General features: G+C 61.0%; 19 protein-coding genes. 14 read left to right on the forward strand and 5 right to left on the reverse strand.

Annotated features, from left to right (window positions below):
- Nucleotides 1-29: 29 nt before the first annotated feature.
- The 4 genes from BLW24_RS15965 to BLW24_RS15980 all read left to right on the forward strand — a co-directional run bounded on the left by BLW24_RS15965 (nucleotide 30) and on the right by BLW24_RS15980 (nucleotide 2,732).
- Nucleotides 30-818, forward strand: coding sequence for a ParA family protein (locus BLW24_RS15965; RefSeq protein ID WP_090383890.1), 789 nt, complete (start codon nucleotides 30-32; stop codon nucleotides 816-818).
- An 87-nt stretch (nucleotides 819-905) separates the two neighbouring features.
- Complete coding sequence (locus BLW24_RS15970; protein WP_090383897.1) at nucleotides 906-1,739, forward strand: CheW domain-containing protein; 834 nt, start codon at nucleotides 906-908, stop codon at nucleotides 1,737-1,739.
- A 105-nt stretch (nucleotides 1,740-1,844) separates the two neighbouring features.
- On the forward strand, nucleotides 1,845-2,324 hold the full coding sequence (locus BLW24_RS15975; protein ID WP_090383900.1) for a chemotaxis protein CheW: 480 nt from the start codon (nucleotides 1,845-1,847) through the stop codon (nucleotides 2,322-2,324).
- Between the two features lie 3 nt (nucleotides 2,325-2,327).
- Nucleotides 2,328-2,732, forward strand: coding sequence for a DUF2802 domain-containing protein (locus tag BLW24_RS15980; protein ID WP_090383903.1), 405 nt, complete (start codon nucleotides 2,328-2,330; stop codon nucleotides 2,730-2,732).
- 22 nt (nucleotides 2,733-2,754) lie between these two features.
- Here BLW24_RS15980 and BLW24_RS15985 read toward each other — a convergent pair whose 3' ends face one another.
- Together BLW24_RS15985 and fliK are read right to left on the reverse strand one after the other, a co-directional pair.
- Nucleotides 2,755-3,081, reverse strand: coding sequence for an EscU/YscU/HrcU family type III secretion system export apparatus switch protein (locus BLW24_RS15985; protein WP_090383906.1), 327 nt, complete (start codon nucleotides 3,079-3,081; stop codon nucleotides 2,755-2,757).
- Nucleotides 3,078-4,622: a flagellar hook-length control protein FliK gene (gene fliK, locus BLW24_RS15990; protein WP_090383912.1), complete on the reverse strand. Its 1,545-nt coding sequence runs from the start codon at nucleotides 4,620-4,622 to the stop codon at nucleotides 3,078-3,080. Before fliK ends, BLW24_RS15985 begins: the two co-directional genes overlap by 4 nt.
- Before the next feature lie 163 nt (nucleotides 4,623-4,785).
- Between fliK and ccmA the strand changes: the two genes are divergently transcribed.
- The 10 genes from ccmA (at nucleotide 4,786) to BLW24_RS16040 (ending at nucleotide 12,086) form a co-directional block, all read left to right on the forward strand.
- Entirely contained in the window at nucleotides 4,786-5,421 is a 636-nt protein-coding gene (gene ccmA / locus BLW24_RS15995) for a cytochrome c biogenesis heme-transporting ATPase CcmA (RefSeq protein WP_090387765.1), read from the forward strand.
- Entirely contained in the window at nucleotides 5,418-6,089 is a 672-nt protein-coding gene (ccmB, locus tag BLW24_RS16000) for a heme exporter protein CcmB (RefSeq protein WP_090252142.1), read from the forward strand. The genes ccmA and ccmB overlap by 4 nt, the downstream gene beginning before the upstream one ends.
- A 73-nt stretch (nucleotides 6,090-6,162) precedes the next feature.
- Nucleotides 6,163-6,921 (forward strand): heme ABC transporter permease, encoded by a 759-nt coding sequence (locus BLW24_RS16005; RefSeq protein WP_208600234.1) that lies wholly within the window; start codon nucleotides 6,163-6,165, stop codon nucleotides 6,919-6,921.
- Nucleotides 6,918-7,094: a heme exporter protein CcmD gene (ccmD, locus tag BLW24_RS16010; protein ID WP_090244811.1), complete on the forward strand. Its 177-nt coding sequence runs from the start codon at nucleotides 6,918-6,920 to the stop codon at nucleotides 7,092-7,094. The genes BLW24_RS16005 and ccmD overlap by 4 nt, the downstream gene beginning before the upstream one ends.
- Entirely contained in the window at nucleotides 7,091-7,579 is a 489-nt protein-coding gene (gene ccmE / locus BLW24_RS16015; protein WP_090383923.1) for a cytochrome c maturation protein CcmE, read from the forward strand. Before ccmD ends, ccmE begins: the two co-directional genes overlap by 4 nt.
- Complete coding sequence (locus BLW24_RS16020; RefSeq protein ID WP_090383928.1) at nucleotides 7,576-9,549, forward strand: heme lyase CcmF/NrfE family subunit; 1,974 nt, start codon at nucleotides 7,576-7,578, stop codon at nucleotides 9,547-9,549. The genes ccmE and BLW24_RS16020 overlap by 4 nt, the downstream gene beginning before the upstream one ends.
- The gene (locus BLW24_RS16025; protein ID WP_090383931.1) at nucleotides 9,546-10,082 is read left to right on the forward strand and encodes a DsbE family thiol:disulfide interchange protein; all 537 of its coding nucleotides are present in this window, start codon (nucleotides 9,546-9,548) and stop codon (nucleotides 10,080-10,082) included. The genes BLW24_RS16020 and BLW24_RS16025 overlap by 4 nt, the downstream gene beginning before the upstream one ends.
- Entirely contained in the window at nucleotides 10,079-10,561 is a 483-nt protein-coding gene (locus BLW24_RS16030) for a cytochrome c-type biogenesis protein (RefSeq protein WP_090383934.1), read from the forward strand. Before BLW24_RS16025 ends, BLW24_RS16030 begins: the two co-directional genes overlap by 4 nt.
- Entirely contained in the window at nucleotides 10,561-11,763 is a 1,203-nt protein-coding gene (gene ccmI, locus BLW24_RS16035) for a c-type cytochrome biogenesis protein CcmI (protein WP_090383936.1), read from the forward strand. Before BLW24_RS16030 ends, ccmI begins: the two co-directional genes overlap by 1 nt.
- Nucleotides 11,760-12,086: a hypothetical protein gene (locus BLW24_RS16040; protein ID WP_090383940.1), complete on the forward strand. Its 327-nt coding sequence runs from the start codon at nucleotides 11,760-11,762 to the stop codon at nucleotides 12,084-12,086. Before ccmI ends, BLW24_RS16040 begins: the two co-directional genes overlap by 4 nt.
- A 163-nt stretch (nucleotides 12,087-12,249) precedes the next feature.
- Here the strand turns inward: BLW24_RS16040 and BLW24_RS16045 are convergent, their stop codons facing one another.
- From BLW24_RS16045 to BLW24_RS16055, 3 genes are read right to left on the reverse strand one after another with little or no spacing between them, the layout of a single operon-like run.
- Entirely contained in the window at nucleotides 12,250-12,615 is a 366-nt protein-coding gene (locus BLW24_RS16045; protein ID WP_090383944.1) for a Mor transcription activator family protein, read from the reverse strand.
- Complete coding sequence (locus tag BLW24_RS16050) at nucleotides 12,612-13,040, reverse strand: gp16 family protein (RefSeq protein WP_090383949.1); 429 nt, start codon at nucleotides 13,038-13,040, stop codon at nucleotides 12,612-12,614. The genes BLW24_RS16045 and BLW24_RS16050 overlap by 4 nt, the downstream gene beginning before the upstream one ends.
- Nucleotides 13,041-13,042: 2 nt before the next feature.
- The gene (locus tag BLW24_RS16055) at nucleotides 13,043-13,732 is read right to left on the reverse strand and encodes a DUF2786 domain-containing protein (RefSeq protein WP_090383951.1); all 690 of its coding nucleotides are present in this window, start codon (nucleotides 13,730-13,732) and stop codon (nucleotides 13,043-13,045) included.

Here is a 13,732-nt window from a genome sequence, read left to right on the forward strand (position 1 = left end):
GCTGCAGCTGCACCGGGAGGATGATAACGATGAGAGTCTGGGCAGTAGCCAATCAAAAAGGTGGAGTCGGCAAGACCACCACATCAATCGCTCTGGCAGGTCTGTTGGCCGATGCCGGCAAGCGTGTGGTGATCGTCGACCTCGATCCCCACGGGTCGATGACCAGCTATTTCGGGCATGACCCGGACAGCCTGGAACACAGTAGCTTTGACCTGTTTCAGCATAAGGGCAGTGTGCCTCGTGGCTTGCCGCAGCAATTGCTGTTGCCCACCAGTGATGAGCGGATCTCGCTGCTGCCCTCGAGTACTGCGCTGGCCACACTTGAGCGCCAGTCGCCAGGGCAGAGTGGTCTGGGCCTGGTGATTGCCAAGAGTCTGGCTCAGCTCTGGCAGGACTTCGATCATGCGGTGATCGACAGCCCGCCCTTGCTCGGCGTGTTGATGGTCAATGCTCTGGCCGCCAGCCAGCAGCTGGTGATTCCGGTGCAGACCGAGTTCCTGGCTGTCAAAGGCCTGGAACGGATGGTCAATACCCTGGCGATGATCAACCGTTCGCGTCAGCAGGCGTTACCGTACACCATTGTGCCGACCCTGTTTGATCGGCGTACCCAGGCTTCCATGGGGACACTGCGGGTGTTGCGCAATACTTACCCTGAGCATCTATGGCCGGCGTACATTCCGGTGGATACGCGCTTGCGTGACGCCAGCCGGGCAGGCGTTACACCTTCAACGTTCGACAACAATAGCCGTGGTGTAATTGCCTACCGGGCCTTGCTCAAGCACCTGTTATCGCAGCAAATTGCCGCACAGGTCGCCTGAGATGAACGGCTATGCTGAAGATATAGGCTCAAGTCTGTCGCTAGCGCGGCCGATAGTCTGTACAGATTGTTATTGTGGGTTGTATTCATGAGTCGTTCCCTAGCCACTGCTACACGTTCGCAACTGGCCTTACAGTCCTATCTGGACGGCTTGCTGCAGGAGGCTGCGGTCGAGTTTGCCGAAAGCATCACGCTCGATGAATTCGAGGCCGCGGTGCTGGAGGAGCAGGTGCGCGATGCTCGCAGCATGCCACAGGTGCAAGCTGTACCAGTCAAACCATTGGCTGAGCTCGCGCCGCGGCCATTGGTGCTGCCCACCATCGAGATGCCGGCACCGCAGATTGACGTTCAGGTCGAGCCGCCGCAGGAGGTGGTTGAAACTGCTGTGGTGGTTGAGGTTGTGCAGCTTGCGCCGCAAGTGGTGCCGGAGCCATTGCATCAGGGGCGTCCTGAATGGGCTCAAGGGCCTTTTGAATGCCTGTTGTTTGATGTTGCCGGGTTGACCTTGGCGGTGCCGCTGGTGTGCCTGGGTTCGATTTATCCTCTGGAGGGCCAGGAACTTACGCCATTGTTTGGCCAGCCAGACTGGTTTCTCGGCATACTGCCTTGTCAGGCCGGCAATCTGAAGGTGCTGGACACTGCGCGCTGGGTGATGCCGGATCGTTACCGCGATGACTTTCGCGAAGGTCTGCAGTATGTGATTTCTGTTGAAGGCTATGAGTGGGGGCTGGCTGTGCATCAGGTCAGTCGCTCGATTCGTCTTGATCCCAACGAGGTCAAATGGCGCAGCCTGCGCACTCAGCGTCCTTGGCTGGCGGGTACGGTTATTGAACATATGTGCGCTTTGCTGGACATCGCATCCCTGGCTGAGCTGATCGCCAGTGGTGCGGCCAAACGCATGGCAGCCAACCGGGTTCACTGAATGACGCCAGGCTGTGCGATGTGCGCAGCTTTGCATCTATAGTAATGACAGCGGGGCATACACCCGCGATTGCCGCCGCGAGCGGTTCATGACGAGGCTAGGGACATGAAGAAAAGTTCTGCACAAGGCGCTGAAGATCCGATCCTGCAGTGGGTAACGTTCCGCCTGGACAACGAAACCTATGGCATCAACGTGATGCAGGTTCAGGAAGTCCTGCGCTATACCGAGATTGCTCCGGTACCGGGGGCTCCGAGCTATGTGCTGGGCATCATCAACCTGCGCGGCAATGTGGTCACGGTGATCGACACCCGTCAGCGTTTCGGCCTCGATTCCAGTGAAGTCACGGATAACACTCGTATCGTGATCATTGAGGCGGACAAGCAGGTGATCGGTATTCTGGTCGACAGCGTGGCCGAGGTGGTTTACCTGCGCCAATCCGAAGTGGAAACCGCGCCTAACGTCGGTAACGATGAGTCTGCCAAGTTTATCCAGGGCGTGTGCAACAAGAACGGCGAGCTGCTGATTCTGGTTGAACTGGACAAGATGATGAGCGAAGAAGAGTGGTCCGAGCTGGAGAGCATCTAGGCCATGTTTGATGCGCTGCTGATCGCGCTGGCCCTGGTCTGCCTGGGGCTGGTAGGCGCATGCATCTGGCTGACCCGGCAGTTGCGTGATGCCATCAAGCTGCAAGGCGAGCGTGATGCGGTGCGTGATCGCCGGCTCAAGGAGCTGAGCCGGCGTCTGGATGCCTACCTGACCGGCAGTGTGCAGATGGGCGAGGAGTTGCATGAGTTGCGCAGGGTTGTCGCGCCGTTACCGGACAAGCTCAATCAGATTGAGCAGCGTGACCCCAGTAGCCTGTCGTTTACCCAGGCTGCGCGGCTGGCGGGCATGGGCGCCAGCGTGGATGATTTGACCCAGTCTTGCGGTTTGAGCAAGGCCGAGGCCGAGTTGGTCAGCAAGATGCAGCAGGCCAAATTGCAGCGTTCCTGATTCTTCCAACCCTCGATAGTACTTAACGTGTTGGCCCTTCCAGCAGGCGCAGCGGTGGTGTGATATCGCTATCACGCTCACTTGCGGCTGGTGCTTTACCCTTCAGATACCAGGCAAAGGCGATGATTTCCGCGATACAGCGATACAGCTGTTCGGGGATCGCATCACCCAGTTCCAGTCGCGCCAACAGGCGCACCAGTTCGGCATTCTCGTAGATCGGCACTTCATATTCGCGGGCGATTGCTAGAATGGCTTCGGCCTGCTCGTCATCGCCTTTGGCGCTGAGCACCGGCGCATTCTGGCCGTCGTAGGTCAGGGCGATAGCCTGGCGTGCCGTGGTCTTTTTCATGCGGTTTCATCCACCCAGCGTTGTTCCAGGGTTGTGCGCGGTCCGCGTGGCGGTGTGCCCTGGCTGCAGGCCAGTTCGCCAACCTGCACGCCAGCGGCATTCAGGCGCTGGCGCAGATTGTCCAGTTCCGCATCGATCAGGCTGACGGTGCTAGTGCGTTCAGCCCAGAGTTGGCTGGACAGGCGGCCATGGGCCAGTTGTGCCTGCACTTGCAAGGGGCCCAGCGGATCAAGGTCGAAGGCCAGTTCGACTTTCCACAGGGTTTCCTTTTTCTCCGGCTTGCCTTGCGGGTTGCTTTCATCGCGCTGGATTTTTACCTGCAACGGCACCAGCTCCTGCTGGTTGCGCATGGGCAGTTCCAGTTGCCAGGTGGTGAGCAGGTTGCCGTCTGGGCCGACCTGGCTCTGCGCCAGGCTTGAGAGCTGATGGGTCTGCAAGCGCGAGATGGCTGCAGCGGCCAGCTTCAGCAGGGTTTCCAGATCCGCTTCACCTTCCATTGCATGCAGCAGGCGTGAGGGCAGGGGGAAATTCAGCGCTTGCTGGCGGCTGGTGGCTTTACCCAGGCTGCCGAGCAGGTCGCGGGCCAGGGCAGGCATTGCCTGGGCCAGGGCTGAGCCAGCATTGGCAGCGGCCAGTGGGGTGCCGGCTGACAGGTTAGGCAGCAATTGGGTGATCAGGCGCAGCAGGTTGGCTTTCAGGTCGGTCGGCAGTGCCTGGCCCTGTCCGCCGAGCAATTTGCTTTCCAGCAGAATGCCGCTGTTCTCCAGGGCTGCGGCCAGTCCTTTGGCTGTACTTAGCTGGACGGCGTCGGGCAGGGCGCCGAAGAGTTTATCGATACTGATACGCAGGCCTTCACTCATCTCGGCATTGCCACGCAGCCCTTGCAGGGCGCTAAACAAGCCCTCCAGGGAGCCTTGGCGGTTGTTTTGACTGCCCAGCTGCTGGCTCAGTGCGAGCTGATCCAGGCGGCCGCTTAGCGGAATGAAGTTCAACGTCTGGCTGCCCTGAACCTGAGCTCTGAGCAAGCTGCCTAAAGGGAGTGCCAATGGAGTTTCCAGAGACAGCTTGCTGCCAGCCAGTGGTGTGTTGAGCAGGCTGACCAGCACCTTGTAAATCACCTGCTGCGAGCGTGTTTGCAGTATTTGTTCGCGAGCCACTACTTTGCCCTGCAGCAAGGTGCCTACCGGTAACTGGTCGAGGTCCAGGCTGGTCAGGGGTTTTTCACCGCCCATCAGTACGGACAGCGCCAGGCGGGTTTCCGACAGGGCGGTTACGGCTAGGGATGTGCCTTGGGCAAGCGGACGCGGACTAGTGGCTTCGAGGGTGGTCTGGCTACCGTTGTTCAGGGTCAGCTTGAGCAGCATCTGAAAACTCTGCGCCACTTCCTTGAGGGCAATGACTTCGGCCTTGGCGGTTTCGCCGCTGGCCAGCAGGCCCTGCATGGGCTGCAGCAGTTTCACCGCCAAGTCAGCCGCTATGGCGTTGGGGCGAGTGCTGGGGAGCGTCGGCGCAATAGGCCGCGAGCTGCTGATTTCGCTCATTGGCGGGTTACACCCTGTCGAAAATGCTCGCTGCGGCAGGCGCAGCTGGGCATGTATAATCGCGCCCCGTCTGGTTCGGCTGCGCATTCCACTTGCGTCAGTATAGCGGCCAAGACTCTGCCGACTTGAACAGCTTTTGCCATCCATCTTAGGTGCCGATGCCTTGACCAGTCCTCTTCTCGAAGCCGTGGCGCTCGCCTGTGAGCGAGACTGGCGCATGCTCTTCGAGCGCCTGGAGCTGCGTCTGGTTCCCGGTGAGATGCTGCAGGTGGCCGGCCCTAACGGCAGTGGCAAGACCAGCCTGCTGCGTTTACTCGCCGGCTTGATGCGGCCGACAGCTGGCGAGATCCGGCTGAATGGTCTCCCGTTGTCCGCGCAACGGTCTGAGCTGGCGCGCAACCTGCTGTGGATCGGCCATGCCGCTGGCATTAAGGGCTTGCTGACTGCCGAGGAAAACCTCACCTGGCTTTGCGCCCTGCATCAACCCGCTGAACGTGATGCCATCTGGCAGGCGCTGGCTGCAGTGGGGTTGCGCGGTTTCGAGGACGTGCCCTGTCACACCCTGTCCGCCGGGCAGCAACGTCGCGTCGTGCTGGCCCGTCTGTATCTGCCAGGCCCGCCACTGTGGGTGCTGGATGAGCCATTTACCGCGCTGGATAAAGCCGCGGTGGCGCAGCTGGAGAATCATCTGGCTGCGCATTGTCAGCAGGGCGGCCTGGTGGTGCTGACCACGCACCATGAATTGACGGTCAAGCCGGCCGGTTACCGCGAGCTTGATCTGGGGCAGCGTCCGTTATGAGCAATGTCTTTAGCCTATTGCTGGCCCGTGAGGCGCGCCTGTTGTTTCGTCGTCCGGCCGAGCTGGCCAACCCGCTGGTGTTCTTTGCCATTGTGATTGCGTTGTTCCCGCTGGCGGTGGGGCCGCAGACGCAGTTGTTACAAAGCCTTTCGCCGGGGCTGGTGTGGGTAGCGGCGCTATTGGCCGTGCTGCTCTCGCTGGACGGGCTGTTTCGCAGTGATTTCGAGGACGGCTCGCTGGAACAGTGGGTCCTTTCGCCGCACCCCCTGGCTCTTCTGGTTCTGGCCAAGGTGCTGGCACACTGGCTGTTCTCCGGCCTGGCGCTGGTACTGCTGGCGCCGCTGCTGGCGTTGATGCTCGGCTTGCCAGGGCGCTGCCTGCCGGTATTGCTGATTTCCCTGCTGCTCGGCACGCCGGTGCTGAGCCTGCTTGGCGCAGTCGGCGCGGCGCTGACGGTGGGCCTCAAGCGTGGCGGTCTGCTGCTCGCGTTGCTGATTTTGCCGTTGTATATCCCGGTGCTGATTCTTGGCAGCGGTGCGTTACAAGCCAGCCTGCAAGGATTGCCGGCGGTCGGCCACCTGTTGTGGTTGGCCAGCCTCACCGCATTGGCGGTGACCTTGACACCTTTTGCCATCGCCGCTGGTCTGACGATCAGTGTCGCTGAGTAGACAATAAGCCTGAATGGCCGGTTGATCCGGGTGCCTGCCTGCGCCCTGATCAGCCCTAGCACTGATGAGTAACCTGATGAACTGGACGTGGTTTCACAAGCTCGGCTCGCCCAAATGGTTTTATGAAATCAGCAGTCGCTGGCTTCCTTGGCTGGCCCTGGCCACTGCCGTGCTGTTGGCGGTTGGTCTGGTCTGGGGCCTGGCCTTTGCGCCGCCGGATTACCAGCAGGGCAACAGCTTTCGCATCATTTATATCCATGTACCTGCGGCGTTTCTCGCTCAGTCGATCTACGTGATGCTGGCGGTGGCAGGCACGGTTGGTCTGGTGTGGAAGATGAAACTGGCTGATGTTGCCCTGCAACAGGCCGCCCCCATCGGTGCCTGGATGACCGTGATCGCCCTGGTGACCGGCGCGGTGTGGGGCAAGCCGACCTGGGGTACTTACTGGGTCTGGGATGCACGCCTGACCTCGATGCTGATTCTGCTGTTTCTGTATTTCGGCGTGATCGCTCTCGGCAATGCCATCACCAATCGTGACAGCGCGGCCAAGGCCTGCGCGGTGCTGGCCATCGTCGGCGTGGTGAATATCCCGATCATCAAATACTCGGTGGAGTGGTGGAATACCCTGCACCAGCCCGCCACCTTCAGCGTGGTGGAGAAACCGGCCATGCCGTTCGAGATGTGGATGCCGCTACTGATCATGGTGCTGGGCTTCTACTGCTTCTTTGGCGCGGTATTGCTTATGCGTATGCGTCTGGAAGTGCTCAAGCGTGAGGCGCGCAGCAGTTGGGCCAAGGTCGTCGTCAAGGCGCAGGTGGAGAAGGGCCTATGAGTTTTGCCAGCTTTAGCGAGTTTCTCGCCATGGGCACCCACGGGCCATATGTCTGGTCCTGTTATGCCATCAGCCTGGCTGTGCTTGGGCTGAATGTGGCGCTGCCAATCCTGGCGCGTCGCCGTTATCTGCAAGACGAGGCGCGTCGTTTGCGCCGGGAGGAGTCGAAGTGAACCCCGTGCGTAAAAAGCGCCTGTATATCGTCCTGGCGATCATCGCCGGTGTCGGCATCGCCGTGGCCCTGGCCCTGAGCGCGTTGCAGCAGAACATCAACCTGTTCTACACCCCCACCCAGATCGCCAACGGCGAAGCCCCGCAGGACACCCGCATCCGTGCCGGCGGCCTGGTCGAAGAGGGCTCGGTGAAGCGCTCCAGCGATTCGCTGGACACCGATTTCGTCGTCACTGACGGCGCCAAGAGTGTGACCATCCGCTACAGCGGCATTCTCCCGGACCTGTTTCGCGAAGGGCAGGGCATCGTCGCCATGGGTAAGCTCGATGGCAACGGCGTGCTGATTGCCGATGAAGTGCTGGCCAAACACGATGAAAATTACATGCCGCCGGAAGTTATGCAGGCACTGGAGCAGAGCGGCATGAAACAGCAGCACGACGCGGCCAAAGCGGCCAAGCAGGCGTCCCCAGCGGAGTACGCGCAATGATCCCCGAGCTCGGCCATCTGGCGATGATTCTGGCGCTGTGCATGGCGCTGGTGCAGGCGACGCTGCCGTTGATCGGTGCCTGGCGCGGTGACCGCCAGTGGATGAGCCTGGCGCAGCCGGCGGCCTGGGGGCAATTCAGCTTTATGCTGTTTGCCTTTATCTGCCTGACCTACGCCTTTATGGTCGACGACTTCACCGTCGCCTATGTGGCCAACAACTCCAACAGCGCGCTGCCCTGGTATTACAAGTTCAGCGCCGTGTGGGGTGCCCACGAAGGATCGTTGCTGCTCTGGGGGCTGATCCTTGCCGGCTGGACCTTTGCCGTGTCGATCTTCTCGCGCCAGTTGCCGGAAGAGATGCTCGCCCGCGTGCTGGCCGTGATGGGCATTATCAGCATCGGTTTTCTGCTGTTTCTGATCATCACCTCCAACCCGTTCGAGCGCCTACTGTTCGATACTCCAGCCAATGGTCGTGACCTCAACCCGTTGCTGCAGGACTTCGGCCTGATCATCCACCCGCCAATGCTCTATATGGGCTATGTCGGCTTCTCCGTGGCCTTCGCCTTCGCCATTGCCGCCTTGCTCGGCGGCAAGCTGGACGCCGCCTGGGCGCGCTGGTCGCGGCCCTGGACCATTGTTGCCTGGGCCTTCCTCGGCATCGGTATCGCCCTGGGTTCCTGGTGGGCTTACTACGAACTCGGCTGGGGCGGCTGGTGGTTCTGGGATCCGGTGGAAAACGCCTCCTTTATGCCCTGGTTGGTTGGCACTGCGTTGATCCACTCGCTGGCCGTGACGGAAAAGCGCGGCGTGTTCAAGAGCTGGACCGTGCTGCTGGCGATTGCCGCGTTCTCCCTCAGCCTGCTGGGGACCTTCCTAGTGCGCTCTGGCGTGTTGACCTCGGTACATGCCTTCGCCAGCGATCCTGAGCGTGGCGTGTTTATCCTGGCCTTCCTGTTGATTGTGGTGGGCAGCTCGCTGGCGCTGTTTGCCATCCGTGCACCAGTGGTCAAGAGCCAGGTCGGCTTCGCCCTGTGGTCGCGAGAAACCCTGCTGCTGGTGAATAACCTGATTCTGGTGGTGGCCGCGGCGATGATCCTGCTCGGCACTCTCTACCCGCTGGTGCTGGATGCCATGACCGGGGCCAAGCTGTCAGTTGGCCCGCCGTATTTCAACGCGCTGTTCGTGCCGTTGATGGGGCTGTTGATGGCCATGATTGCGGTTGGTGTGATCGTGCGCTGGAAGGACACGCCGCTGCAGTGGCTGCTGAGCATGCTTGCGCCGGTGCTGATTGGCAGCGTGGTGCTGGCAGTGATTACGACCTTGCTGGTCGGTGACTTCAATTGGGCGGTGCTCGGTGTCTGCCTGCTGGCGGCGTGGGTGGTGCTGGCCGGTGTGCGCGACATTCTCGAGAAGACCCGTCATAAAGGCTTGTTACGCGGCCTGCCAGGCCTGACCCGCAGCTACTGGGGCATGCAGATGGCGCACCTGGGCATGGCCGTATGTGCTTTGGGCGTGGTGCTGACCAGCATGGGCAGCTTCGAGCGCGATATGCGCATGGCGCCGGGCGAGTCGGTGGAGATTGGTGGTTACCAGTTTATCTTCGAAGGTGCCGAGCACTTCGAAGGGCCGAACTTCACCTCCGACAAGGGCACGGTGCGCATCCTCGAAGACGGCAAGCAGATTGCCGTGCTGCACCCGGAGAAGCGCTTGTATACGGTGCAGCAGTCGGTGATGACCGAAGCCGGCATCGACGCGGGGATCACCCGCGACCTGTTCGTCGCCCTGGGTGAGCCGCTGGAAAACGGCGCCTGGGCAGTACGCGTGCATATCAAACCGTTCGTCCGTTGGATCTGGTTCGGCGCGCTGCTGATGGGCTTTGGCGGCTTCCTGGCGGCAGCTGACAAGCGCTACCGGATGAAGGTGCGCACCCGCGTGCGTGACGCACTGGGTATGGCGGGGGCGCAGGCATGAAGCGTTTACTGCTGCTGTTACCGTTGCTGGTCTTTCTCGGCGTGGCGGTGTTTCTCTACCGCGGTTTGTTCCTCGATCCCACCGAACTACCGTCGGCGCTGATCGGCAAGCCGTTCCCGGCGTTCTCCCTGCCAGCGGTGCAGGATGGCAAAACGCTGAGCGAAGCCGATCTCAAGGGCAAGCCGGCGCTGGTCAACGTTTGGGCGACCTGGTGCGTGGCCTGTCGTGTGGAACACCCGGTGCTGAACAAGTTGGCCAAGCTCGGCGTGACTATCTACGGGGTCAACTACAAGGATGACAACGCCGCCGCGCAGAAGTGGCTGGTGGAGTTCCATGACCCCTATCAGCTGAACATCAACGATGCGCGTGGCACTCTCGGCCTGGACCTGGGGGTGTACGGCGCACCCGAGACCTTCCTGATCGACAAGGACGGCGTTATCCGCCACAAGTTTGTCGGGGTGATTGATGAGCGCGTCTGGCGCGAACAGTTGGCGCCGCTTTATCAGGAACTGGTCGATGAGGTCACCCCATGAAGCGTTTGCTGGTTGCCGCAGTACTGGGCTTGGCGTTATTGGGCACTGCCCAGGCCGCTATCGACACCTACGAATTTGCTACTGAGGCTGAGCGTGAGCGTTACCGCAATCTGGTGGAAGAACTGCGCTGCCCCAAGTGCCAGAACCAGAACATCGCCGACTCCGATGCGCCGATAGCCATGGATCTGCGTGCGCAGATCTACCGCATGCTGGAGGAGGGGCAGAGCAACGAGCAGATCATCGACTTTCTGGTCAGTCGCTATGGCGATTTTGTGCTCTACAAACCGCCGGTAACCGCGCGCACGCTGCTGCTGTGGTATGGCCCAGCTGGTTTGCTGGCCGGTGGTTTCGTCCTGCTTGGGGTCATCCTGTTACGTCGCCGTAGCAAGCCAGGCGTTGTCGCCAGTGGCCTGTCTGCCGATGAACAGCAGCGTCTGACTGCTCTGCTTAATCAAACGCCCGTGGATAAGAAAGACTGATGATTGAATTCTGGTTATGCGCCGGCCTGCTGTTGCTGACGGCCCTGGCGTTTCTGCTGATCCCGGTGCTGCGCGCGCGCAAGGCGCAGGCCGAAGAAGACCGCACCGCCCTCAACGTGACCCTCTATCAGGAACGTCTGCAGGAGCTGCAGGCGCAGCACGACGCGGGTGCGCTAAATGCTGAGCAATTGGCCAATGGTCGTGATGAGGCCGCCCGCGAGCTGCTGGCCGATACCGAAGGCGCGCAGGTGAAGCCGACTCAGCGCTCGCTGGGTGGCACGATTCCTCTGATCGCGGCCCTGCTGATGCCCTTGCTCGGCTATGGCCTGTACCAGCACTGGGGCGCCATCGGCGACGTTGAGCGGGCGCAGACCTTTGCCGCACAGCCAAAAACCATCGAAGAAATGACTGCACGCCTGGAAGCGGCGGTCAAGAGCAACCCCGAATCGGCCGAAAGCTGGTACTTCCTCGGTCGCACCTATATGGCCCAGGAGCGTGCCGGTGATGCTGCGGTGGCCTTCGAGCGCGCTGTCGATGTCGCCGGGCGTGAGCCGGAGCTGCTCGGGCAGTGGGCGCAGGCGCTGTATTTTTCCGGCAACAAGCAATGGACCGAACAATTGCAGGCGTTGACCGATGAGGCGTTGAAAGGCGATCCGGCGGAAGTTACCAGCCTCGGCTTGCTCGGTATTGCCGCCTATGAAGCCGGGCAGTTCCAGCAGGCGATTGACCGCTGGCAACAGCTGGTGGCTGTGCTGCCGGCCGAAGACCCTTCACGCCTGGCGATTCAGGGCGGGATTGATCGTGCCCGTGAGCAGCTTGGCGCGCCTGCGGCCGATGCTGCACCTGCTGCCAGTCAGGGGTTGACCGTACGCGTTGCCTTGGCCGCCGAACTGCAGGCCCAGGTGCAACCGGGCGATGCGGTATTTATTTTCGCTCGCGCCGTCTCCGGGCGGCCAATGCCGCTGGCGGTCAAGCGCCTGAGCGTGGCGGACCTGCCGGCTGAAGTCAGCCTGTCAGACAGCGATGCGATGATGCCGCAGCTGAAAATCTCTGGCTTCGAGCAGGTGCAACTGGTTGCGCGTATCTCGCGCAGCGGCAACGCCACGGCCGGTGAATGGATCGGTAGCAGTCAGCCGCTGCCCAGCAAGACCACTGAGTTGCAGCAGCTGCTGATCGACAGCGCCGATAGCAAAACGCAATGAGGTCGTTACTGCGTGGCGTCGTGCTGATTGGCCTGCTGGGGCTCGGTGCTTGCGTGCAGACACCAACTGCTACCGCGCCGATTACCAGTCCAAGTGGCAGCAGCAACCACCCACGGTTTGCCCCGCCTCCGGGAGTGGATAGCCAGTGGAATGCGCAATTAGGGGTGTACGTGGTGGGTGGCGCCGCTCACCTGTATTACCGTGAGCGTACCTATTACCGCTGGAACTCTGGCTGGAGCTGGGCGAGTAACCCGCAGGGGCCCTGGTTGCCGACCGACAGCAGTGGTGTGCCGCCGGGCTTGTACCGCCGCTACGCCCAGTAAGAGCCTATCTACGATCTGCTGCTGAGTTAGACCGAGATAATACCAGGGAGAAACCTGAGATAAACCGGGATACGCTGGCACAGGTTGGGATGTCACGGGGAGGGAGTTTGCAAAGGACTTGCGAGGGATACAACAGGTAGCGAGGCGTCCATGCCTCGGGTGTTCAATCAATTTCAGGATCGGGTGGTGGCGCGAACAAGTCGTGCTGGTCGCGGGCGATGATCAAAGCCCGCATACGTTTGACCACCCGGTAGACGTACTGAACCGATACGCCGTGCTTGGTGGCCACCTCATGGTGGTTACGGCCAGACCAGTCGTCGAAGATCTGCTGGTGCAGCTTAGAGGCTTGGATGCTGACCCCTTTAGGGATGTAGACAACCTGACCTCCCCACAGGTGGGCGAAGAGCATGGTGACCTCGACGCTCGCCGCCTCTGCCAGCTCGGCGCTTACCCCCAGGCTCTCCTGCAGCGCTTTCGCAATAGGATCGACCGCTTCGCTCAGCAGGTCGGTACCGCGCATTGTGCTCATTGTTGGACTCTCCCCATCCACTGTTTAACTTGGCTGGCCTGAGCGGCGTTAAGCCACTGCAATGCCGCCACCTTCGTCATGCGCAGAACATACTTGGCCAAGGCTTCCTCGGACGGGTCACGGACAGCGCCCATGTCATGCAGCGTCAGCCAGAGCGCGCGGATCTTCTTCGACTGCTCGTCGTCGGCCAGTGGCCGCTTGGCTTTCTTGTTTGGACGAACCTTGAACCCCTTCTGCTTGAGCTGTTCCAAAACCCGCAGCAGGTTTGGAACGCTCAGATCTGCAGTGGACGTCGCGCCGCCCAAGCCCTTCATCCCGGCCAGCATCAGGCGGTAAGTCTCGTCATCCATGCGCAGCTCGCGGCGAGCAACGTGGATCAGCTTGATCAGGCGAGTCCGGTTCGGGTTGGAAGGCGCAGCTTTCATAGTCACACCCCCTGAGTCAGCAGCGCGCGAGGCTGGTGGTTGATGGCCTGGTGCAACTGAGCGGACTTGCCAGCTTGGTAGCCAGCTGCGGCAGCACCTTTGTCGCGGGCTTTGAGTTTGCGGCGCTTGAGTTCGGCCTTGCCAAGCTTCGGGTGATGCTTGGCCATGTAGGCCTCAATCGCTTCTGCGATGTTGTCCTCTACGCCCGCGAACTCATCCACCTTGTGGTACACCGCATCGATCCACCCGTTGGCGAAGTGATCGCCGCGCGCCACTTTGGTTGAGCGCTTGCAGCGCTTCATCGGAGCCAGAAACTCACGACGTGCCTTCTGCAGCTGGCGCTCCAACACTTCATAGGCATAGCCAGTCAGCTCGGGGGCGGCGGCGCAACCTACGAAAATAAACCCGCCACCAATGAGCCAATCGGTGGTGATGATCATGCGTGTGCCAAACGCGTGAGCACATACCTGGGCCAGGCGGCAGCGCCAGGTTGGAGGTTGACCTTCGGAGCCTGCGGCGATCTGCACCTCACCGGCCATGCTGGCCAGCACGTCGCCCAGCTCCAGGTTGTAGGCCTCCATCAGCTTGTGTGCCTGACGCAGGGCGATCTCTGCTTCATTGGGATTGGCGGTCTTCGACTTCGCCATCTCCATGCATTTCTTGATCTTCGCGAGAATGCGATCCTGATCCAT

It is taken from the genome of Pseudomonas anguilliseptica (genome assembly GCF_900105355.1).
GTDB classification, from domain to species: Bacteria; Pseudomonadota; Gammaproteobacteria; order Pseudomonadales; family Pseudomonadaceae; genus Aquipseudomonas; species Aquipseudomonas anguilliseptica.